At 69.9% G+C, this 21,782-nt stretch carries 21 protein-coding genes; 18 read left to right on the plus strand and 3 right to left on the minus strand.

What is annotated here, in order from left to right; all coding sequences use genetic code 11:
- The first annotated feature begins 4 nt into the window (after positions 1-4).
- The 9 genes from ACGHC0_RS15455 (at position 5) to tolA (ending at position 7,865) form a co-directional block, all read left to right on the plus strand.
- Positions 5-1,693: a T6SS phospholipase effector Tle1-like catalytic domain-containing protein gene (locus tag ACGHC0_RS15455; protein WP_415266054.1), complete on the plus strand. Its 1,689-nt coding sequence runs from the start codon at positions 5-7 to the stop codon at positions 1,691-1,693.
- A 59-nt stretch (positions 1,694-1,752) separates the two neighbouring features.
- Positions 1,753-2,874, plus strand: coding sequence for a bifunctional 3,4-dihydroxy-2-butanone-4-phosphate synthase/GTP cyclohydrolase II (ribBA, locus tag ACGHC0_RS15460; RefSeq protein ID WP_368351820.1), 1,122 nt, complete (start codon positions 1,753-1,755; stop codon positions 2,872-2,874).
- 8 nt (positions 2,875-2,882) lie between these two features.
- Positions 2,883-3,347 carry a 6,7-dimethyl-8-ribityllumazine synthase gene (ribH, locus tag ACGHC0_RS15465; protein WP_019701156.1) on the plus strand — a complete coding sequence of 155 codons (465 nt, stop codon included), beginning with the start codon at positions 2,883-2,885 and terminating at the stop codon, positions 3,345-3,347.
- A complete protein-coding gene (nusB, locus tag ACGHC0_RS15470; RefSeq protein WP_368351821.1) occupies positions 3,344-3,904 on the plus strand; it encodes a transcription antitermination factor NusB in 561 nt (186 codons plus the stop codon). Before ribH ends, nusB begins: the two co-directional genes overlap by 4 nt.
- Positions 3,905-4,004: 100 nt before the next feature.
- Entirely contained in the window at positions 4,005-5,189 is a 1,185-nt protein-coding gene (locus ACGHC0_RS15475; protein WP_107131834.1) for a pyridoxal phosphate-dependent aminotransferase, read from the plus strand.
- A 22-nt stretch (positions 5,190-5,211) separates the two neighbouring features.
- Entirely contained in the window at positions 5,212-5,634 is a 423-nt protein-coding gene (ybgC, locus tag ACGHC0_RS15480; protein WP_288535323.1) for a tol-pal system-associated acyl-CoA thioesterase, read from the plus strand.
- Complete coding sequence (gene tolQ / locus ACGHC0_RS15485) at positions 5,631-6,332, plus strand: protein TolQ (protein ID WP_415266055.1); 702 nt, start codon at positions 5,631-5,633, stop codon at positions 6,330-6,332. Before ybgC ends, tolQ begins: the two co-directional genes overlap by 4 nt.
- A 27-nt stretch (positions 6,333-6,359) precedes the next feature.
- Positions 6,360-6,785 carry an ExbD/TolR family protein gene (locus ACGHC0_RS15490; RefSeq protein ID WP_013595310.1) on the plus strand — a complete coding sequence of 142 codons (426 nt, stop codon included), beginning with the start codon at positions 6,360-6,362 and terminating at the stop codon, positions 6,783-6,785.
- Positions 6,786-6,839: 54 nt separating this feature from the next.
- Positions 6,840-7,865 (plus strand): cell envelope integrity protein TolA, encoded by a 1,026-nt coding sequence (tolA, locus tag ACGHC0_RS15495; protein ID WP_415266056.1) that lies wholly within the window; start codon positions 6,840-6,842, stop codon positions 7,863-7,865.
- 99 nt (positions 7,866-7,964) lie between these two features.
- Here the strand turns inward: tolA and ACGHC0_RS15500 are convergent, their stop codons facing one another.
- Positions 7,965-9,386 carry a cytochrome-c peroxidase gene (locus ACGHC0_RS15500; protein WP_415266057.1) on the minus strand — a complete coding sequence of 474 codons (1,422 nt, stop codon included), beginning with the start codon at positions 9,384-9,386 and terminating at the stop codon, positions 7,965-7,967.
- Positions 9,387-9,533: 147 nt separating this feature from the next.
- Between ACGHC0_RS15500 and acpA the strand changes: the two genes are divergently transcribed.
- The gene (gene acpA / locus ACGHC0_RS15505; RefSeq protein WP_415266058.1) at positions 9,534-11,177 is read left to right on the plus strand and encodes an acid phosphatase; all 1,644 of its coding nucleotides are present in this window, start codon (positions 9,534-9,536) and stop codon (positions 11,175-11,177) included.
- Between the two features lie 155 nt (positions 11,178-11,332).
- Here the strand turns inward: acpA and ACGHC0_RS15510 are convergent, their stop codons facing one another.
- Positions 11,333-12,667, minus strand: a complete 1,335-nt coding sequence (locus ACGHC0_RS15510; RefSeq protein ID WP_368351826.1) for an MFS transporter — start codon at positions 12,665-12,667, stop codon at positions 11,333-11,335.
- A 279-nt stretch (positions 12,668-12,946) separates the two neighbouring features.
- On the opposite strand from ACGHC0_RS15510, the gene cyoA reads away from it, so the two are divergent.
- The 7 genes from cyoA to ACGHC0_RS15545 all read left to right on the plus strand — a co-directional run bounded on the left by cyoA (position 12,947) and on the right by ACGHC0_RS15545 (position 19,878).
- Positions 12,947-13,996 carry a ubiquinol oxidase subunit II gene (gene cyoA, locus ACGHC0_RS15515; protein ID WP_368351827.1) on the plus strand — a complete coding sequence of 350 codons (1,050 nt, stop codon included), beginning with the start codon at positions 12,947-12,949 and terminating at the stop codon, positions 13,994-13,996.
- A 56-nt stretch (positions 13,997-14,052) separates the two neighbouring features.
- Positions 14,053-16,059, plus strand: coding sequence for a cytochrome o ubiquinol oxidase subunit I (gene cyoB, locus ACGHC0_RS15520; protein ID WP_368351828.1), 2,007 nt, complete (start codon positions 14,053-14,055; stop codon positions 16,057-16,059).
- Positions 16,052-16,684, plus strand: a complete 633-nt coding sequence (cyoC, locus tag ACGHC0_RS15525) for a cytochrome o ubiquinol oxidase subunit III (protein WP_013595317.1) — start codon at positions 16,052-16,054, stop codon at positions 16,682-16,684. Before cyoB ends, cyoC begins: the two co-directional genes overlap by 8 nt.
- 2 nt (positions 16,685-16,686) lie before the next feature.
- Positions 16,687-17,121: a cytochrome o ubiquinol oxidase subunit IV gene (cyoD, locus tag ACGHC0_RS15530; RefSeq protein WP_415266059.1), complete on the plus strand. Its 435-nt coding sequence runs from the start codon at positions 16,687-16,689 to the stop codon at positions 17,119-17,121.
- Between the two features lie 64 nt (positions 17,122-17,185).
- Complete coding sequence (locus tag ACGHC0_RS15535; RefSeq protein ID WP_415268427.1) at positions 17,186-17,977, plus strand: SURF1 family protein; 792 nt, start codon at positions 17,186-17,188, stop codon at positions 17,975-17,977.
- Entirely contained in the window at positions 17,943-19,355 is a 1,413-nt protein-coding gene (locus tag ACGHC0_RS15540; RefSeq protein ID WP_415266060.1) for an ATP-binding protein, read from the plus strand. The genes ACGHC0_RS15535 and ACGHC0_RS15540 overlap by 35 nt, the downstream gene beginning before the upstream one ends.
- Entirely contained in the window at positions 19,345-19,878 is a 534-nt protein-coding gene (locus ACGHC0_RS15545) for a response regulator transcription factor (protein ID WP_368351830.1), read from the plus strand. Before ACGHC0_RS15540 ends, ACGHC0_RS15545 begins: the two co-directional genes overlap by 11 nt.
- A 14-nt stretch (positions 19,879-19,892) precedes the next feature.
- Here the strand turns inward: ACGHC0_RS15545 and ACGHC0_RS15550 are convergent, their stop codons facing one another.
- Positions 19,893-20,651 carry a sulfite exporter TauE/SafE family protein gene (locus ACGHC0_RS15550; RefSeq protein WP_415266061.1) on the minus strand — a complete coding sequence of 253 codons (759 nt, stop codon included), beginning with the start codon at positions 20,649-20,651 and terminating at the stop codon, positions 19,893-19,895.
- A 193-nt stretch (positions 20,652-20,844) separates the two neighbouring features.
- Between ACGHC0_RS15550 and ACGHC0_RS15555 the strand changes: the two genes are divergently transcribed.
- Positions 20,845-21,762, plus strand: a complete 918-nt coding sequence (locus ACGHC0_RS15555; RefSeq protein WP_415266062.1) for a LysR family transcriptional regulator — start codon at positions 20,845-20,847, stop codon at positions 21,760-21,762.
- Positions 21,763-21,782: the final 20 nt, after the last annotated feature.

Below are 21,782 nucleotides of genomic sequence, written 5' to 3' on the forward strand. Positions count from 1 at the left end.
GACCATGAACGACACCATCGAGGCGGCGCGCCGGCAAGGCGCCCGCGGCGCTGGCGCGCCCACGCGCGCCGACATCCTGCGCGAGTGCGCCGAAGCCGATGCCCTCTGGGCCGCCGCGCCGGGCCGCAACCTCGTGCTGCTCTTCGACGGCACGGGCAACATCCTGGGCAACGAGCAGGACACCAACGTCGTGAAACTGCTGCGCATGCTGGACAAGGGCCCTGCCGCGCCGGGCGGCGGCCCCGGGCAGCTCGTGTACTACGACCCGGGCGTCGGCACCGCCAACCTGTTTCCACCGGCCAACGTCGCTGCCCGGCTGCGGCAGGCCGGCGACCGGCTCTCGGGCCTGGCGCTCGGCAGCGGCGTGTTCCACAACATCGCGGGCGCCTACGAATTCCTCGCCCGCAACTACCAGGCCGGGGACCGCATCTACCTGCTGGGCTTTTCCCGGGGGGCGTTCACCGCGCGCGCCGTGGCCGGCATGGTCAACATGTACGGGCTCGTCCATCCGGAAGGCCTGCCCCTGCTGGAGAGCCTGGTGCGCACCTACTTCGCGCCGCCGCAGCGCCGCAACCCGTCGGGCTCGCGCGATCGCGAGGACTTCGCGCGCGACGTGATCGAGAACTTCTCCCTGGGCCGCATGCCCCTGGTGCATTTCGTGGGCGTCTGGGACACCGTCGAATCCATCGGCATCGGGCTGCTGGGCGGGCTGAAGATCACCAACTCGGCCGGCTTCGCCTGCAAGCGCTTCGCCCATGTCCGGCATGCGATGTCGCTGCACGAGTCGCGCATGCCCTACACGCCCCGGCGCTACGACGATCCGTATTTCTCCGACCGCGAGCACATGCACCGCAGCTTCGCGCAGCGCTGGTTCCGCGGCGTGCACAGCGACGTGGGCGGCTCCTATGCCCGGGACGGCCTGTCGCGCACCACGCTGCGCTGGATGGCCGACGAGGCCTTCGCGCAGGGCCTGCGGCTGGACCGCAGCCAGCTGCAGCCCGGCGACCCGCACACGCCCATGCACGACCAGGCCTACGACTGCCCGTACTGGGTCTGGGCCGCGCTGGACGCACGCGAACGCGAGCCCGACGACACCATCGACGCCAGCGCCCTGCCCATCGCGGCCGCGGTGCCCGCGGAGCACATGCCCCGCACCCAGCCCTGGCGCACCGCGGGATGGGTGCTGCCGGTGGTGGTCGCGCTGCTGCTCGCTGCCACCACCCTGGCCGGGCGCGGCGCCTGCGCGCTGGACGACGCCCCGGGCTGGATGCGCGCCATGCCGTCCCTGACCCAGCTCGCCGCGGCCTGGCAGGCGGCCGCGGGCGCGCCGTGCAGCCCCGCCGCGCTGCGCGAGACGCTGGCCTGGGACTGCGCCTTCGTGCTGGCCTACACCCTGTGGCTGCCCTATCCGGTGGGCTGGGCCCTGCGCCGCCTCGTGCCGCGCGGGCGCCGGCTCGCATGGCTGCCGCGCCACGCCCACTGGTTCATGGGCCTCCTGGCGGCCACGGACCTGGCGAAGAACTACACGCTGCTGCACGTGGCCGGGGCGCCATGGGGCACTGCCGCCGCCGTCTTCTGCGCCGCCAAGCTCGCCTGCCTGGCGCTGCTGGCGGCCGTGCTGTGCCAGGGCGCGCTGGCAGGCCCGGAACGCGCGCGCCGGGACTCCGCCGCGGGGGCAGGCCGCCTGCACTAAAATCTCCCCTTTCCCGGCGGCGCGGTCCGGCCGCCGCGGACCACCGAAAGCCCGCCCCCATGAACACCCCCCTCCCCCCCGCGTCCATCTCGCCCGTCGAAGACATCGTGGCGGAGATGCGCGCCGGGCGCATCGTCATCCTCGTGGACGAGGAAGACCGCGAGAACGAAGGCGACCTGGTCCTGGCTGCCGACCACGTCACCCCCGAAGCGATCAACTTCATGGCGCGTTTCGGCCGCGGCCTCATCTGCCTCACCCTCACCCGCGAGCGCTGCGAGCTGCTGCGCCTGCCGCCCATGGTGGCGCGCAACGGCACCAAGATGGGCACGGCCTTCACGGCCTCCATCGAGGCCGCCGAGGGCGTGACCACCGGCATCTCCGCCGCCGACCGCGCCCGCACCGTGCAGGCCGCCGTGGCACGGGATGCCAAGGCCTCCGACCTGGTGCAGCCCGGCCACATCTTCCCGCTGCAGGCGGTCGATGGCGGCGTGCTCATGCGCGCCGGCCACACCGAGGCCGGCTGCGACCTGGCCGCCATGGCCGGCTGCAGCCCGTCCGCCGTGATCTGCGAGGTCATGAAGGACGACGGCACCATGGCCCGCCTGCCCGACCTGCAGCTTTTCGCCGCCGAACACGGCCTGAAGATCGGCACCATCGCCGACCTCATCGAATACCGCAGCCGCAACGAAACGCTGGTGCAGAAGGTGGGCACCCGCCCGCTGCAGACGGCGGCCGGCGAATTCATCGCCCATGCCTTCCGCGACGGCCCCAGCCAGTCCGTCCACATCGCGCTGGTGCGCGGCACCTGGGGCGAGCACGACAGCGTCCCCGTGCGCGTGCACGAGCCCCTGTCCGTGCTGGACGCGCTGGAGGTCGGCCGCGACATGCACTCCTGGGACCTGGACGCCAGCCTGCGCCACATCGCACAGCACGGCAGCGGCGTCGCCGTGCTGCTGAACTGCGGCGAGAGCGCCGAGCAACTGCTGTCCCAGTTCGACGGCACGGCCCGCGCATCGCATGCGCCGGAGCGCGGCCGCATGGACCTGCGCACCTACGGCGTGGGCGCGCAGATCCTGCGCGAATGCGGCGTCACGCGCATGCAGCTCATGGGCCAGCAGCGCCGCCTGCCCAGCATGACCGGCTACGGCCTCGAGATCACCGGATACATCCCCAAGGAATAAGCAACACCATGTTTGGCGCAGACAAAGGAACCGCGGACAGGCTCGACGGCAGGAAACTGCAGATCGGCATCGTGCAGGCCCGTTTCAACGAGGGCATCACCGAGGCCCTGGCGGCCGCATGCCGCGAAGAACTGCTCGCCCTGGGCGTGCAGGAAAAGAACATCCGCCACGTGCGCGTGCCCGGCGCCCTCGAGGTGCCCCTGGCGCTGCAGGCCCTGGCCGAGCAGGACGAATACGACGCGCTCATCGCGCTGGGCTGCATCATCCGCGGCGAGACCTACCACTTCGAGCTGGTGGCCAACGAGTCCGGTGCCGGCGTGACGCGCGTCTCGCTCGATACCCAGACCCCGATCGCCAATGCCATCCTGACCACCGAGAACCTGGAGCAGGCCGTCGCCCGCCAGACCGAGAAGGGCCGTGACGCGGCGCGCGTCGCCGTGGAAATGGCGAACCTGCTGGAGGAGCTGTCTTGAGCGACGATTCCGCCTCCACCCCGGCGCCCGGCGGCGCCAAGCGCCCGCCGCGGCAGGCGCGCACCGGCACCACCTCCACGGGCGCGCGCAAGGCCGCGTCCAAGTCGGCGCGCAGCCGCTCGCGCGCCTTCGCGCTGCAGGCCCTCTACCAGCACATCGTGGGCCGCAACGAGGCCACGGCGATCGACGTGTTCACGCGCGACCTCTCCGGCTTCCACAAGGCCGATGCGGCGCACTACGACGCCCTGCTGCACGGCTGCATCGAGAACGCCGACGCGCTGGACGCGCTCATCGCGCCGAAGCTCGACCGCACGCTGGAAGAAATCTCCCCCATCGAGCACGCGACCATGTGGATCGGCGTGTACGAGTTCCAGCATTGCCTGGACGTGCCGTGGCGCGTGGTCATCAACGAGTGCGTCGAGCTGGCCAAGGAGTTCGGCGGCACCGACGGCCACAAGTACGTGAACGGGGTGCTCAACGGCCTCGCGCCCACGCTGAGGGCGGCCGAGGTCGCCGCCGACCGCGCGCCCGGCGCCGCGGCGGACCGCACGGACTGAGCCCGGGCCGCGCGCCCCGCCCCTTTCGCCCGCCCCCGCTGCCGCCCGTCTCCCCCGGGAGCGGCACGGCCCCCCTGCCCCCCTCCGGACACCCCTCCCCATGAAGTTCTCCCGGCGCGCCGAGCGCATCGAACCCTTTTACGTGATGGAGATCGCCAAGGCCGCGCAGGCCCTGGCCCGCGAGGTGGCCGGCGGCCCGGAGCCGATGATCTTCCTGAACATCGGAGAGCCCGACTTCACCGCCCCGCCGCTGGTGCGCGAGGCCGCCGACCGCGCCCTGCGCAGCGGCGCCACGCAGTACACCAACGCCCTCGGCCTGGACGCGCTGCGCGAACGCATCAGCGGCTGGTACGCCGAGCGCTTCGGCGTGGCGGTGCCCGCGCGCCGCATCGTGGTCACGGCGGGCGCCTCCGGCGCCCTGCAGCTCGCCTGCCTGGCACTCATCGAGCAGGGCGACGAGGTGCTCATGCCGGACCCGAGCTATCCGTGCAACCGCCATTTCGTGAGCGCGGCGGACGGCCGCGCGGTGCTCGTGCCCTCCACCGCCGGGGAGCGCTTCCAGCTCAGCGCCGACAAGGTCGCCGCGCACTGGGGCCCGAAGACCCGCGGCGTGCTGCTGGCCTCGCCCTCCAACCCCACGGGCACGTCGATCGCGCCCGATGAACTGCGCCGCATCCACGCCGCCGTGCAGGCGCGCGACGGCTTCACCCTCATCGACGAGATCTACCTCGGCCTCTCCTACGAGGAGGCCTTCGGGCACACCGCGCTCGCGATCGGCGAGGACATCGTCAGCATCAACAGCTTCAGCAAGTACTTCAACATGACGGGCTGGCGCCTGGGCTGGATGGTCGTGCCCGAGGCCATGGTCCCGGTCGTGGAGCGGCTGGCGCAGAACCTCTTCATCTGCCCGAGCACCGTGGCGCAGCATGCCGCGCTGGCCTGCTTCGAGCCGGACAGCATCGCCGAATACGAGCGCCGCCGCGCGGAGTTCAAGGCCCGCCGCGACTACTTCATTCCCGCGCTCGAATCCCTGGGCCTGTCCGTGCCCGTGCGGCCGGACGGCGCGTTCTATGCCTGGGCCGACTGCACCGCCGCCGCCCGGCGCCTGGGCGTGGAAGGCAGCTGGGATTTCGCCCACGAGGTCATGCGCCGCGCCCACCTGGCCCTCACGCCCGGGCGCGATTTCGGCAGCCATGCGCCGGAAACCTTCGTGCGCTTTTCCACGGCCAACTCCATGGCGCAGCTGCAGGAAGCCGTGGCGCGGCTGTCCCGGCTGCTGGCCTGACACGCGGCGCCAGGCACTCCCCATGAGCTTCGAATGGCCCGTGCGCATCTACTGGGAAGACACGGATGCCGGCGGCATCGTCTTCTACGCCAACTATCTGCGCTTCTTCGAGCGCGCCCGCACCGAATGGCTGCGCTCGCTGGGCGTGGAGCAGCAAAGGCTGCGGGAACTCGCGGGAGGCATGTTTGTCGTAACCGACGCGCGCGTGCGCTATTTGCGCCCCGCGCGGCTGGACGATGAACTGATTGTTACGGCCGCGCTCGAGGAAAGTGGAAGGGCATCACTGACAATACGCCAGCGAGCGCTCCTGAAATCGGAGCACGTGACAGAATCGGAGCCTTCGCCCCTGTGCGAGGGCACCGTTCGCATCGGGTGGGTCGACGCCGCGACGCTGCGCCCCGCCCGGATTCCCGGCCACCTTCTGGAACAACTCTCATCATCATGAATTCGCAAGACATGTCCATCCTGCACCTGGTGCTCAACGCCAGCTGGGTGGTGCAACTCGTCATGGCGCTGCTGATCGGCGTGTCCATCGCCAGCTGGGCCGCCATCTTCCGCAAGCTGTTCGCGCTCAAGCGCGTCCGGTCGCTCAACGACGAGTTCGAGCGCGAGTTCTGGTCGGGCACCAGCCTGAACGACCTCTACGCCAGCGCCGCGCAGAACGCCAAGAGCGCCGGTCCCATGGAGCGGATCTTCGCCAGCGGCATGCGCGAATTCCACAAGCTGCGCGAGCGCCGCATCACCGACCCCGGCACCCTGCTCGACGGCGCCCGCCGCGCCATGCGCGCGAGCTTCCAGCGCGAGATGGACGTGGTGGAATCGAGCCTGTCCTTCCTCGGCTCGGTCGCCTCGGTGAGCCCCTACGTCGGCCTGTTCGGCACCGTGTGGGGCATCATGCACGCCTTCACCGGCTTCGCGGGCATGGAGCAGGTCACCCTCGCCACGGTGGCACCCGGCATCGCCGAGGCCCTGGTGGCCACGGCCATCGGCCTGTTCGCCGCCATTCCCGCCGTGGTGGCCTACAACCGATTCGCGCGCGACATCGACCGCGTGGCCATCCACCAGGAAACCTTCATCGAGGAATTCTCGAACATCCTGCAGCGCAACCTGGGCGCGGCCCCGTCCTCCGCCTCGGGCCACTGACCCGCCACGCACGCGAAGGAGCCTCCCATGCCCACCATGGCCTCGCGCGGCGGCAGCCGCCGCCGCTCGATGAACGAGATCAACATGGTCCCCTTCATCGACGTGATGCTGGTGCTGCTCATCATCTTCATGGTGACCGCGCCCATGCTCACCCCCAGCCGGATCGACGTGCCCACCGTCGGCAAGGGCGCCAAGGCGCCCAAGGCCTTCGGCCAGGTCATCGTCCAGAAGGACGGCAGCCTGCAGCTCAAGACGGGCGACCTCGAGCGCCCCGTGACGCTCAAGGAACTCGGCGCCGCCGCCAAGGCGTGGCAGGCCACGCAGGAAGAAGGCACGCCGGTGCTGGTCACCGCCGACCGGAACGTGACCTACGACTCCGTGGTCAAGGCCATGGACGCGCTGCAGCGCGCGGGCGTGCAGCGCGTGGGCCTCACCGTCAAGTCGGGCGGCTGACGCCCGGCACCTTTCCGCCCCCGCAGCCGATCCCCGGAGCCGCTCCCGAACGCGATGCACGCCCACAACGACCGAGACCAGTTCGCTCCCACGCGTCCGCCGGGACGCCTGCGCGCCATCGCGCTCGCCGTCCTGGTCCATGCCGCGCTCATCGGCGCCCTGACCTGGGGCGTGAACTGGAAGACCAGCGCCGACCAGCCCGCCATCGAGGCCGAGATCTGGTCCGCCCTGCCACAGCAGGCCGCACCGGCCGCGGTCGCCCCGCCGCCACCGCCCCAGCCGGCGCCGCAGCCCACGCCCCCGGCCCCGCCACCGCCCGCACCGGCCCCACCGCCGCCACCACCGCCGCCGAAGGCCGCGCCCGATCCGCGGGAAGCCGACATCGCCATCGAGCGCGAGAAAAAGCGCCTCGAGCAGGAGAAGAAGGAACGCCAGCTGCAGGCCGAACGGGACCGGCGCGAACGCGAGCGCAAGGAGCAGGCCGAGCAGGACAAGAAGGAACGCCAGCAGAAGGAAAAGGCGCAGCGCGAGAAGGAACTGCAGCAACAGCGCGAGAAAGAGCAGCGCGAGAAGGATCGCCGCGAGCAGCAGGAGAAGCTCGAAAAGCAGCAGGCCGAGAAGGAACGGCAGGAGCAACTGCAGAAGAAGCAGGCGGAAGACAAGCGCAAGGCGGATGAGAAGCGCAAGGCCGACGCCGCGGACGCCAAGCGCCTGGAAGCGCTGCGCCAGGAGAACCTGCGCCGCATGCAGGGCCTGGCGGGTGCCACCGGCGGCGAAACCGCCACCGGCAACGCCCAGCGCAGTTCCGGCCCGTCGGGCAGCTATGGCGGCAAGGTCGCGGCCAAGGTGCGCCCGAACATCGTCTATCCGGACGCCATCTCCGACAACCTGCGCACCGAGGTGGAAGTGCGGGCCTCGCCCGACGGCACCATCGTGGGCATCCGCGTCACCAAGTCCAGCGGCAACAAGTCCTGGGACGATGCCGTGGTCCGTGCGCTCGAGAAGACCGACACCCTGCCGCGCGACGTGGACGGCCGCGTACCCTCCTCGCTGGTCATCGGCTTCAGGCCCAAGGACTGACCTGGGGGCGCCGTCCTGGCCGGGCGGATCGCGAACCTGCGGGGTTACGGGCCTGCGGACCAGCGCCTCCGGGCAGGCCGGTGCAGGCCCCGGGCCGGCTCAGTGGGCTGTCGCAGCGCTCCGGGCGCCCGCCCGCGCCACGGCGGAATGGCGTCCGCCCCGCGCCACCGCCTCCATGGCCGGCACGGCATCCTGGTCGGTCAGGGTGCGCAGGAACGCCACCACATCGCCGATCTCGGACTCGGTCAGCCGGGGCGCCTCGCCGGGCTGGCGGTCGAACGGCGCTTCCCGGTTGACGTTGCCGGCATATTCGGCGGGCAGGTCGTCGTAGCGCGGATGCGCGCCGCGTGCGCGCGCCGGATAGGGATACCAGCGCGCCGGGCCGGTGTCGCGCGTGGCGTAGAAGCGCACCGCCTCTTCCAGGCTGTGGAAGACCCCGTTGTGGAAGAAAGCCTGCCGCACTGCCACGTTGCGCAGGCTGGGCGTGCGGAACGCGCCGCAGAGCGCCGCGCGCTCCTTCGCGTCCGTCCCGGCCGGCAGCGTGGCGCAGGTGCCCAGGTCGTGGAATGACGGGTCCCGGTTGGCCGGCAGCGCGCGGTTGCGCGGTACGCCGATCGCGATATGCCCGAAATCCGAGAAGGCGGGGAATGCCCCGTTGTTGGGGCTGACCTCGCTCAGGTGGCAGGACGCGCAGTTGCCCTTCTTCGCGTCGTTGAAGAGCGCGAGCCCGCGCATCTCGCGCGCCGACAGCGCCGCCTTGCCGCGCAGGTAGTCGTCGTACCGGCTGCTGTAGGGGTAGAAGCGGGCCGGATCCTGCTGGAACATCTCCAGCGCCAGCGTGGCCCACTGGAAGCCCCGGGCGTCGTCGTCGAGCGCGTCGGCGCCGAAGGTCTCGCGGAACTGCGCCGCATAGGGCGCCCGCCGCAGCCGCTCCACCACCGCCGCGGGGCCGGCATTGGCCATCTCGTGCGGCGCCAGCAGCGGGATCGCCGCCTGCTCGTGCAGCGTGCCCGCGCGGCCGTCCCAGGTGTGGCCGCCCGAGGCGCCCTGGTCCACGCTTTCGTCGAAATCGTCGTCGAAGCGGTGCATCGTGAAGGGCGGCACGTTCTGCTGGTAGCGCAGGGACGGCGCCGCCCGCACGCCCAGGGCCGCACCGTCGGCGCCGCCGGGCTGCACCGCGAGGCCGTTGGGCGGCCCGAACGCGTGCGCCGGATCATGGCAGCTCGCGCAGGACACGCGGCCCGATGCCGACAGCCCCTTGTCGAAGAACATGGCCTGCCCCACGGCCTGCATGCGCGCGAAGTCCGGCTGCGCCGCCATCTGCATCCGGTTCGCATCGGGCGGCATGGCGCCGGCCGGCGCCGCGGGCCGGGCAGCGGCCGGAGCCACGCCCGATGCGGCGGCGCGCCCCATCCACAACCCCACGCCGAGCAGCACGCCCGCAGCGCCCAGCAGGCAGGCCGGGCCGCTCCATCGAAGAAAAAACCGGGAGGCCAAAAACACGCGCACAGGAGCAGTCATGGGTCGGGAAGAAAAAGCCGGAAAAACGCGGCGCGCCAGCATGCGCCCCGGCCATGTCAGCTTCATGACGGCCATCTGTCATGCGCCGGACACAGCCGCGTTACCACAATGCGCCTCGCATAAAACCATTCACAACAGCGCACTACCATGAAACCCACCCTTCGCCTCCTCCCTCTGGCCGCCGCCGCGGCCGCCCTGCTGTCCGCCTGTGGCGGCAGCGACGGCTCCTCCACCGACAGCCTGCTGCAGCAGCGCATCCAGAACGTCGTGGTGATCTACGCGGAAAACCGCGGCTTCGACAACCTCTATGGCCTCTATCCCGGCGCCGACGGCATCCCCGGCGTGAACCCGTCCGCCTCCGGCAGCTACCTGCCCCAGGTGGACCGCGACGCGGCGGGCTCCGTGCTCGCCAGGCTGCCCAAGGTCTGGGGCGGCGTCACCGCGTCAGGCCAGGCCGTCACCGTGCCGGAAGGCAGCACGGCCAGCCAGGACAACCGCCCCTTCCAGATCGACGCCGCGTCCGGCTTCCAGACGACCGGCGTGCAGGTCGGGCCGAACGTGATCACCCGCGATCTCTACCACCGCTTCTTCGAGAACCAGATGCAGATCAACGGCGGCCGCAACGACAAGTTCGCCGCCTGGGCCGATTCGGGCGGCCTCACCATGGGCTACTACGACGGCAGCAACATGCAGCTGTGGAAGCTGGCCCAGAAATACGTGCTGGCCGACAACTTCTTCATGGGCGCCTTTGGCGGGTCCTTCCTGAACCACCAGTACCTGGTGTGCGCCTGCGCGCCGGAATATCCCAATGCCGACACCTCCGCCGCCAAGGGCTCGATCTCGGCCGTGGACCAGGACGCCGCCGGCAACTTCCTGCCGCGCCTCACGGTGGCGGCCAACTCGCCCGCATCCGCCATCTCCGGCCCGCCGGTGTTCGTGAACAGCAGCAACATCGCCCCGAAGAACTACGCCGGCGACGGCAAGTTCTACGCGATCAACACGATGCAGCCGGCCTACCAGCCCAGCTCCAACGCCCCGGCCACCGGCGCGAGCAACCTGACCGCGGACCCGGCCAAGGCCACCACCCTGCCCCCGCAGACCGCCACCACCATCGCCGACCTGCTTGACAGGAAGAACGTCGACTGGGCCTGGTATGCGGGCGGCTACAACGCGACGCTGGCGTCGGCCACCACGGACCGCGCCTTCGCCCGGCCCGCGCCGAACTTCCAGTTCCACCACCAGCCGTTCAACTACTACGCGAAGTTCGATCCGACCCAGTCCGCCACCGCGGCCTACCGCGCGCAGCACCTGAAGGATTTCGACGCGCAGTTCCTGCAGGACGCCGCCGCCGGCAAGCTGCCGGCCGTGACCTTCTACAAGCCGCAGGGCAACCTCAACCAGCACCCGGGCTATGCCAGCGTGGCCGACGGCGACGCGCACATCGCCAGCGTGATCGCCCAGCTGCAGGCCAGCCCGCAATGGAAGAACATGCTGATCGTCGTGGCCTACGACGAGAACGGCGGCTTCTGGGACCACAAGGCCGTCCCCAAGGGCGACCTCTGGGGCCCGGGCACGCGGATCCCGGCGCTGATCATCTCGCCCTGGGCCAAGCACGGCGTGGTGGACCACACGCAGTACGACACGGCATCCATCCTGCGCTTCATCACGCGCCGCTGGGGCCTGGACACCCTGCCGGGCCTGGCGCAGCGCGATGCCGCCCTGGTCAAGAACGGCGGCCAGCCGATGGGCGACCTGACGTCGGCCCTGGACCTGACGCAGATCCTGCAGTAACGCGCGCCCCCGCAGCGTCCGGCCCTGCCGGCCGGCCTGCGGCACTGCCCGCTGTACTGCTCCCAAAGGACAAAGCCCGCATGACGCGGGCTTTTCCTTTCGCGCTTCTCCCCGTGTGGCGGCACGCCCTGCGGCGCGCCGATCCTCTCAAAGGTTCATTCGCGGCGCTCGATCAGGCGGTTGATGCGCAGCGCCAGCAGCGTGCAGACCACGCCGGACAGCAGGTACACGCTGACCGCGACCAAGCCGAACTTGGCCGACAGGCCCAGGGCGACCAGCGGCGCGAACGCGGCGCCGACGAGCCAGGCCAGGTCGGCGGAGAGCGCGGCGCCCGTGTAGCGGAAGCGCGGAGAGAAATTGGCCGTCACCGTGCCGGAAGCCTGGCCGTACGACAGGCCCAGCAGCACGAAGCCCACCAGGATGAAGATGTTGTTGCCCACCGTGCCGCTGCTGAGCAGCCACGGCGTGACCAGGCTGAACACCCCGATCAGGCAGGCCATGGCGCCCAGGGTGTTGCGGCGGCCCACCCGGTCGGCCAGCCGGCCGGAGATGGCGATGGCGATGGCCGCACAGAAGGCGCCCGCGATCTGCACCCCCAGCACGTGGGTGATCGACTGCTCGGAATACATCGAGATCCAGGACAGCGGGAAGACCGTGACCACGTGGAAGAGCGCGAAGCTGGCCAGCGCGGCGAAGGCGCCCAGGAACACGTTGCGGCCTTCGCTGCGCATGAGTTCCAGCACGCCCACGGGCGCCAGTTCGCGCTGCTGCAGCATCTCGGTATAGGACTGCCCGACGATCAGGCGCAGGCGGGCGAAGAGCGCCACCACGTTGATCGCGAAGGCGACGAAGAACGGGAAGCGCCAGCCCCAGTCGAGGAACTCCTGCACCGACAGGTTGCTGTAGAGATAGGCGAACAGGCTGGCCGCGAGCGCGAAGCCGACCGGCGCGCCCAGCTGTCCGATCATGGCGAACCAGCCGCGCCGCTCCGGCGGGGCGGACATCGCCAGCAGGGACGGCAGTCCGTCCCAGGTGCCGCCCAGCGCCAGGCCCTGGCCCAGGCGCAGCACGACCAGGGCGATGATGGCGATGTGGCCCACGCTGTTGTAGCTCGGCAGGAAGGCCATGCCCGCGGTGGAGGCACCCAGCAGGAACAGGGCGAGCGTGAGCTTGGTGCCGCGCCCCCAGCGCCGCTGCACCGCCATCGAGATGGCCGTGCCGACCGGGCGCGCGACGAAGGCCAGCGCGAAGATCGCGAAGGCCATCAGCGTGCCGTCCAGGCGCGTCATGAAGGGAAAGACGAACGACGGGAACACCAGTACGCAGGCGATCCCGAAGACGAAGAAGTCGAAATACTCGGACGACCGCCCGATGATGACGCCGACCGCGATCTCGCTGGGCGTGGCTTCTTCATGGGTGTCCGCATGGGACAGGGATTCCTCGTGATGGAAATTCCCGGCGGGGTAAGGGGAAGCAGCAAGCCCACTCATATGAACGCTCCTCGATTCATGCTGAACACGGCTTCCGTTCTACACCCCGGCCGTGGCCCCTACAAGGCGACTTTTCCCTGAGGACGGGTCGGACAAACCCTTACACGAACCATGGTTTTGCGCTCGTCGGTCTGCAACCCGCGCCAGCCCGTGCTGGCGGGCCGTACTTTGACCTTGGACAAAATGTCCAATCGACAGAGCCTTCCAAAGTATTACATTTGGCCCGTCCTGTAATCCGCGTTTGCCCTAAACGCGCTTTTCGTTACGCCCCCCAAAAGCATGCTGAAAACCATGAAACTCCGCGGGCCCGCATGGCTCGGCGCGGCCGCCCTGGCTGCAAGCCTCGCCGGCTGCAGCAAGGCCGTCGTCCTCAATCCAGCGGGTGACGTCGCCGCGCAGCAAGGCCAGCTGGTCGTCACCGCCACGCTGCTGATGCTGATCATCATCGTCCCGGTGATCCTGCTCACCTTCCTGTTCGCCTGGAAGTACCGCCAGTCGAACACCGAGGCCGAGTACGACCCCGACTGGCACCACTCCACCACGCTGGAACTGGTGATCTGGACCGTGCCGCTGATGATCATCATCGCCCTGGGGGCGCTGACCTGGATCAGCACCCACAAGCTGGACCCGTACCGCCCCCTGGACCGCATCGACGCGGCCCGCGCGCTGCCCGCCAGCGTCAAGCCGCTGGAGATCCAGGTGGTGGCCATGGACTGGAAGTGGGCCTTCTTCTACCCCGAGCAGGGCATCGCCACGGTGAACGAGGTCGCTGCACCCGTGGACCGCCCCATCGTCTTCAAGCTGACGTCCACGTCCACGATGAACGCGTTCTACGTTCCCGACCTGGCCGGCATGATCTACACCATGCCCGGCATGCAGACCGAGCTGAACGCCATCATCAACAAGGCGGGCGTGTACCACGGCTTCTCGTCGCACTACAGCGGCCCGGGCTTCTCCGGCATGACGTTCAAGTTCCACGGCCTGAGCGACGGCGACTTCGACAAGTGGGTCGCCGATGCCAAGGGTTCCGGCAAGGCGCTGGACAGCAAGACCTACCTCGCCCTCGCCAAGCCCAGCGAGCGCAACCCCGTGGAGCGCTTCGCCTCCGTGGAAGCCGGGCTCTACGAGAAGGTGCTCAACCGCTGCGTCGAGGACGGCAAGATGTGCATGCACCACATGATGGCCATCGATGCCAACGGCGGCGAGGCCTACCTCAAGGCCGCCGGCCTGAACCTGCCCCAGGACGTGTGCACGGCCGAGAACTCCGCGCGCGTGATCGCCTCTCTGGAAACGACGCGCGAGACCGCGAACGCCACCACCCCGCAATGACCCTGCAGGGCCGTTGACGCGCAGGCGGCGCCGGCCCCCACCAGAAGAAACCCGATATGTCCTCCGAACAAATTACCGCGTCCCACTGGGCCCTGGGACGGCTCACCTGGGACTCCGTGCCGATGGCGCACGAACCCATCGTGCTGTGGACCTTCATCGCCGTGATGCTGGGCGGCCTCGCCGTCTTCGCCGCGGTCACGCGCTTCCGCCTGTGGGGCCCGCTTTGGCGCGACTGGATCTGCAGCATCGACCACAAGAAGATCGGGATCATGTACATGATCCTCGGCATCGTGATGCTGCTGCGCGGCTTCGCCGACGCGGTGATGATGCGCCTGCAGCAGGCCATCGCCTTCGGCGACAACATGGGCTACCTGCCTCCGCACCACTACGACCAGATCTTCACCGCCCACGGCGTGATCATGATCTTCTTCGTGGCGATGCCGCTGGTCACCGGCCTGATGAACTACGTCGTGCCGCTGCAGATCGGCGCGCGCGACGTGGCCTTCCCGTTCCTGAACAACTTCAGCTTCTGGATGACCACCGCCGGTGCCATCCTGGTGATGATCTCGCTGTTCCTGGGCGAGTTCTCCACCTCCGGCTGGCTGGCCCTGTCCAACCTGGGGGCGCAGAACCCGGGGACCGGGCTGGACTACTACATATGGGCGCTGCAGGTCGCCGGGGTGGGCACGACGCTCTCGGGCATCAACCTGATCGTGACGATCATCAAGATGCGCGCACCCGGCATGAACCTGATGAAGATGCCCATCTTCACCTGGACGTCCCTGTGCACGAACGCCCTGATCGTGGCCTCCTTCCCGGTGCTGACGGCCGCCCTGGTGCTGATGTCGCTGGACCGCTACGTCGGCACGAACTTCTTCACGAACGACTTCGGCGGCAACCCGATGCTGTACGTGAACCTGATCTGGATCTGGGGCCACCCCGAGGTGTACATCCTGGTGCTGCCCGCGTTCGGCATCTTCTCCGAAGTGGTCGCCACGTTCTGCCGCAAGCGCCTGTTCGGCTACACCTCCATGGTCTATGCCACGGTGGTGATCACCATCCTGTCGTACCTGGTCTGGCTGCACCACTTCTTCACGATGGGCTCCGGCGCCAGCGTGAACACGTTCTTCGGCATCACGACGATGATCATCTCGATCCCCACGGGCGCGAAGATCTTCAACTGGCTGTTCACCATGTACAAGGGCCGCATCCGCTTCGAGCTGCCCATGATGTGGACCGTGGCGTTCATGGCCACCTTCGCCATCGGCGGCATGACCGGCGTGCTGCTGGCCGTGCCACCGGCCGACTTCGTGCTGCACAACAGCCTGTTCCTGATCGCCCACTTCCACAACGTGATCATCGGCGGCGTGCTGTTCGGCCTGTTCGCCGGCATCAACTACTGGTTCCCCAAGGCCTTCGGCTACAAGCTCGACCGCACCTGGGGCCTGCGCTCCTTCTGGCTGTGGGTGGTGGGCTTCTGGGTGGCGTTCGCGCCCCTGTACATCCTGGGCCTGATGGGCGTGACGCGCCGCGTCAACCACTTCGAGGATCCTTCCCTGCAGGTCTGGTTCGTGATCGCCGCCGCCGGCGCGGGCCTCATCGCCCTGGGCATCGGCTGCTTCCTGATGCAGCTCGTGGTGAGCTACCTCAAGCGCGACCAGCTGCGCGACTTCACGGGCGACCCGTGGGATGCACGCACGCTGGAGTGGGCCACCTCCTCGCCCCCGCCCCAGTACAACTTCGCCTTCACGCCCCGCGTGCACGAGATCGATGCCTGGTGGGACATGAAGAAGCACGGCTACAAGCGCCCCCTGGCCGGCTTCCAGCCGATCCACATGCCGGCCAACACCGGCGCGGGCGCCGTCATCTCCGCGTTCTCGCTGGTGCTCGGCTTCGCCCTGATCTGGCACATGTGGCTGCTCGCGGGCGTGTCGTTCGCCGGCATCGTGCTGGCCGCGATCATCCACACGTTCAACTACAAGCGCGACTTCTACATCCCTGCCGATGAAGTCAACACGACCGAAGAAGCCCGCACACTCCAACTCGCCCGCTCCCATGTCTGATATCCGTTACCAAGCCGGCGCCGCAGGCGCCCTGGCTTCCCGCGACTACCACCTCGCGGAGGAGCCCCATCCAGAGAACGGCACCGCGCTGGGCTTCTGGCTCTACCTGATGAGCGACTGCCTCATCTTCGCCGCGCTGTTCGCCACCTACGGCGTGCTGGGCCGCAGCTACGCCGCCGGCCCGACCGGCGCGCAGCTGTTCGACCTCTCGCTGGTGGCCATCAACACGGCCTTCCTGCTGCTGTCGTCCATCACCTTCGGCTTCGCCATGCTGCAGAAGCAGAAGGGCAACGTGGGCGGCACGCTGGGCTGGCTGGCGGTCACGGGCCTGTTCGGCCTGTGCTTCCTGGGCCTGGAACTCTATGAATTCCACCACCTGATCCATGAAGGCGCGGGTCCGCAGCGCAGCGCCTTCCTGTCGGCCTTCTTCACGCTGGTGGGCACCCACGGGCTGCACGTCACCTTCGGCCTCATCTGGCTGGTGGTGCTGATGATCCAGATCAGCAAGCACGGCCTGATCCACGAGAACAAGCGCCGCCTGATGTGCCTGTCGATGTTCTGGCACTTCCTGGACGTGGTCTGGATCGGCGTCTTCACCTTTGTGTACCTGATGGGGGTGCTGTAAACATGAGCGCACAGAATTCGCACGCACACGCACACGCACATGCCCACGCCGGGCACGACGACCACCACCACGACGACGGCCCGCACAGCACCTTCTCGGGCTACATGGTCGGCTTCGTGCTGTCGATCATCCTCACGGCCATCCCGTTCTGGCTCGTCATGGCCAAGGTGATCTCCGACCGCAACACGGCCGTGCTGGTGCTTGGCGCCTTCGCCGTGGTGCAGATCCTGGTCCACATGGTCTGCTTCCTGCACATGAACGGCAAGGTGGAAGGCGGCTGGACCATGCTGTCCACCATCTTCACCGTAGTGTTCGTGGCCATCGCCATCGCGGGCACGCTGTGGGTGATGTTCCACATGAACACCAACATGATGCCGGAGCACAACATGCCCGCATCCACGGCGCCCCTGCCCCCGCCGGTGAACAACACGCCCTGACGACGCGGTGGCGCAAGGCAACACGGAGGCCGGCACGCGCCGGCGCTCCCCCCTCCTGAAGGCGATGCTCATCCTGGTGGGCATCGCCTTGTTTTTGGGCTTCCTGGCCCTGGGCACCTGGCAGGTGCAGCGCCGGGCCTGGAAGCTGGCGCTGATCGAGCGCGTGGACCATCGCGTGCATGCCGCGCCCGTACCCGTGCCACCGCCCGCGCAATGGCCGCAGGTGGACGCCCCCGGCTACGAATACCTGCCCGTCGCGGCCACGGGCCGCTGGCTCTCCGACCAGACCGTGCTCGCCCAGGCCACCACCGACCTCGGCTCGGGCTTCTGGGTGATGACGCCGCTGCAGCAGCCCGACGGCACGCAGGTGCTGGTCAACCGCGGCTTCGTGCCGCAGGACCAGCGTGCGCGCTGGCTGCCGGGCGGCGAAGCACTGGCCGCGGCGGACGCGGGCGGCGCGCAGGCGTCCGTGCAGGGCCTGCTGCGCATGAGCGAGCCGGGCGGCAGCCTGCTGCGCGCCAACGACCCTGCCGCCCAGCGCTGGTACTCGCGCGACGTCGCGGCCATCGCCGCGGACCGGCAGCTGCCGCGCGCCGCGCCGTTCTTCATCGACGCCGGCCTGCCCGCGCAGCGGCCGCCGCAGGCGATCGGGGAGGGAGCGGCTGCCAGCGCCGGCCCCTGGCCCCGCGCCGGCATGACCGTGATCCGCTTCCCCAACAGCCATCTGGTGTACGCGATCACGTGGTACGGACTGGCCCTGATGGTTGTCGGTGCAGGCTGGTATGTGGCACGCTACGAGTTTCGTCCGCGCGCAGCCGACCGTGCCCACCACCCCTCCGACCGCTCCACACACTGATCCCGGCCCGGGCGCCACGTCCTCCGCGGCGCCCGGCGCGAAGCCGCCCCCGGCCGGACCGGCCGCGCCTTCGGTGCGCAACGCCCGCTACGCGAACGCCGCAGCGGGGCTCAAGAACCTGCACCAGCTGATCCAGTTGCGCTGGGTGGCCGCCATCGGGCAGGTGTTCACCATCGAGGTCGCCTACTACAGCCTCGGGCTGTCGCTGCCGGTGCGCGAGATGCTCATGGTCGTGGGCTGCCTGGTGCTCTTCAACCTCGTCAGCCTGGTGCGCTGGCGCACCGGGCACGGCGTGCGGAACGTGGAGCTTTTCCTCGCGCTGCTGATCGACGTGGCCGTGCTCACGGTGCAGCTCTACCTGAGCGGCGGCACCGGCAATCCGTTCGTCTTCCTCTACCTGCTGCAGATCGCGGTCGGCGCGGTGCTGCTGCGCGGCGGATACATCTGGTCGATCGTGGCGATCACCACCGGCTGCTTCGCGGCGCTGTCGCGCTTCAACCTGCCGCTGCCCCTGCCCGCGGACCTGCACCGGGGACTGTCCAGCCCCTACCTGCTGGGCCTGCTGGTGTGCTTCCTGCTCAACGCGATCCTGGTCGTCATCTTCATCACCCGCATCGAGCGCAACCTGCGCCAGCGCGACGCGCGGCTCTCGGCGGCACGCCAGCGGGCCCTGGAAGAGGAACACATCGTCCGCATGGGCCTGCTGGCCTCGGGCGCGGCCCACGAGCTCGGCACGCCGCTGTCCACCATGGCCGTCATCCTGGGCGACTGGCGGCACGACGAGCGGCTCGCCGCCGACCGCATGCTGCAGGACGAGATCGCGGAAATGCAGGTCCAGGTGCAGCGCTGCAAGAGCATCGTGAGCGGCATCCTGCTGTCGGCCGGCGAGGCGCGCGGCGAGGCGTCCGCGCAGACCACGGTGCGCACCTTCGTGGATGCGCTCGCGCGGGACTGGCGGGCCACGCGCGCCATCGCCGCGTTCGACTACGACAACCGCTTCGGCGCCGACACGCCCATGGTGTCGGACACCATGCTGCAGCAGATGGTTTTCAATGTGTTGGACAATGCGCGGGACGCCTCGCCCGGCTGGGTGGGGATGGCCGTCGAACGCGACGCCGACCTGCTGCGCATCACCGTGACCGATGCCGGCCCCGGGTTCGACCCGGCCATCCTGTCGCGGCTCGGCAAGCCCTACCAGTCGAGCAAGGGCCGAGCGGGGGGCGGGCTGGGCCTGTTCCTCGCCATGAACGTGGCGCGCACCCTCGGCGGCAGCGTCACGGCCCGCAACCTGCCGGAGCGCGGCGCCGAGGTCAGCATCCGGCTGCCGCTGTCGGCGGTCGCGCTGCCACCCACCGGACTCACACACCATGGACGATGAACGCCTGCTGCTGATCGTGGAGGACGACGAAGCCCTCGCCAGGACCCTGGCGCGCTCCTTCGAGCGCCGCGGCTACCGCGTGCTGCATGCCGACAGCCTGGCCGGCGTGGAAGACCTGCTGCTCCTGCATGCGCCCGGCTACGCGGTCGTGGACCTCAAGCTCAAGGGCGAGGCCTCGGGCCTGGCCTGCGTGCAGAAGCTGCATGCCCGCAACCCCGCCATGCGCATCGTGGTGCTGACCGGCTTCGCGAGCATCGCCACGGCAGTGGAGGCCGTGAAGCTCGGCGCGTGCCATTACCTCGCCAAGCCCTCCAACACGGACGACATCGAAACCGCCTTCGGCCTTTCCGAAGGCAACACCGAGGTGGAACTCACCAACCGGTCCAGCTCCATCAAGACCCTGGAGTGGGAGCGCATCCACGAGGTGCTGGCGGAGACGGACTTCAACATCTCCGAGGCCGCGCGCCGGCTCGGCATGCACCGCCGCACGCTCACCCGCAAGCTCGGCAAGCAGCGGGTGTGACGTGGCCTGGCCGGCTAGCCGAACAGCATCCCCAGGCCCAGCGCCAGCAGCCCCGCCATCAGGCAGCGGCGGAAGGTCTCCGGCGACAGGTGCCTGCGCAGACGGTTGCCGAGGGCCATGCCGGCGAGCGCGGGAGCGAGCAGCAGCACCGAACCCGCCAGCATGCCGGCCGGCAGCCGGGCCTGCGACGCCAGGCCCGCGCCCAGCGCGAGCGTGGACACGGTGAAGCACAGCCCCATCGCCCGCACCAGCGCGTCGCGCTGCAGCCCCAGCGCCTGCAGGTAGGGAACGGCCGGCACCACGAACACGCCCGTCGCCGCGGTGACGGCGCCCGTGACGGCCCCCACGGCGAACCCCAGCCCGTGGGCGTCCTTGCCGGAAATGGACGGCAGTCGCGCCCCTGACAGCGACCAGCCCGCATAGGCGATGAGTGCAGCCCCCAGCGCCATGCGCGCGCCCGCGCCCTGGGGCGGGCCCAGCCACCAGGCGCCCAGCCAGGTGCCGGCGCAGATGCCGGCCTGCAGCCCGGCATGCCGACGCAGCAGCCCGGGCACTTCGCGCCAGGCCCCCATCTGCCAGACATTCGTCGCGAGCGAGGGCACCACCAGCAGCGCCGCGGCCTGCGCGGGGGGCATCCAGAGCGCGAGCAGCGCCATGGACACGGTGGGCAGGCCGAGCCCGACCACGCCCTTCACCAGGCCCGCCAGGACGAACACCAGCGCCGCCGCCAGCGCATCCGGCGCCCATGCCTGCATCCATCCCGTGTCCGCCATGCTCCGCTCCTGTTGTCACCGCCGATCCACGCCATGGCCCGTGGCGCGGCACTCGCCGAAGCCACCGTGCCAGGTCCCGGTCCAGGCACCTGCAGCGATTCTGGAAGCGGCCGCCACCGGGCACCATGCGGATGTTCCGTCGCCAGCCTTCGGATTCTCCGGAGCCAGATCGCCACCTGTGGTAGCGTGCCGCATGCGCTTCGACCTGACGGACCTGCGGCTTTTCCTCCACGTGCACGAGGCCGGCACCATCACGGCGGGCGCGGAGCGGGCGCACCTGGCGCTGGCCTCGGCCAGCGAGCGCCTGCTCGCGATGGAGCAGGCGCTCGGCGCACCGCTGCTGGTGCGCGGCCGGCGCGGGGTGCAGGCCACCCCGGCCGGACAGACGCTGGCGCACCACGCACGCATCGTGCTGCAGCAGATGGAGCATTTGCGCGGAGAACTCGGCGCGCACGGCAGCGGCCTGGCCGGGCACGTACGGCTGCTCTGCAACACCTCCGCCATGAGCGAGCACCTGCCCGCTCCGCTGGCGGCCTTCCTGGCTGCACATCCGCGCATCGCGGTGGATGCGCAGGAGCGCTCCAGCGACGGCGTGGCCGATGGCGTGCGCGACGGCCTGTGCGACATCGGCATCGCCTCGCACTCCACCGACCTGCAGGGCCTTGCGGTCCAGCTTTTCGTGGCCGACCCGCTGGACCTGGTGGTGCCCCGCGGCCACCCGCTGGCCGGCCGCACCCGCATCGCGCTGGCGGAAGCGGCGCACGAGGACTTCGCCGGCCTGCCGGACGACAGCGCGCTGCAGGCCCATCTCGCCCGCCAGGCGCGGCGCCAGGGCCAGCGGCTGCGCTACCGCGCGCGCCTGCAGCACGTCGATGCCGTATGCCGCCTCGTGGGGCTGGGAGCGGGGCTCGTGGCCATCGTGCCGCGCGCGGCGGCGGTGCGCCTGGCCCGGTCCACCGGCATACGGCGCGTGGCGCTGTCCGACGCCTGGGCCGCCCGGGAATTGGTGCTGTGCGTGCGCGCGGACGAAGGCGCAGGCCCGGGCGCCCTGCCGCGGCATGCCCGCGCCCTGCTGGACCACCTCGCCGGGTGGCGCGGGGCCGGAGGCTGAGGCCAAAGCATGAGCCAGGT

It is taken from the genome of Acidovorax sacchari (genome assembly GCF_042847045.1).
In the GTDB taxonomy this organism is placed as follows: Bacteria; Pseudomonadota; Gammaproteobacteria; order Burkholderiales; family Burkholderiaceae_C; genus Paracidovorax; species Paracidovorax sacchari.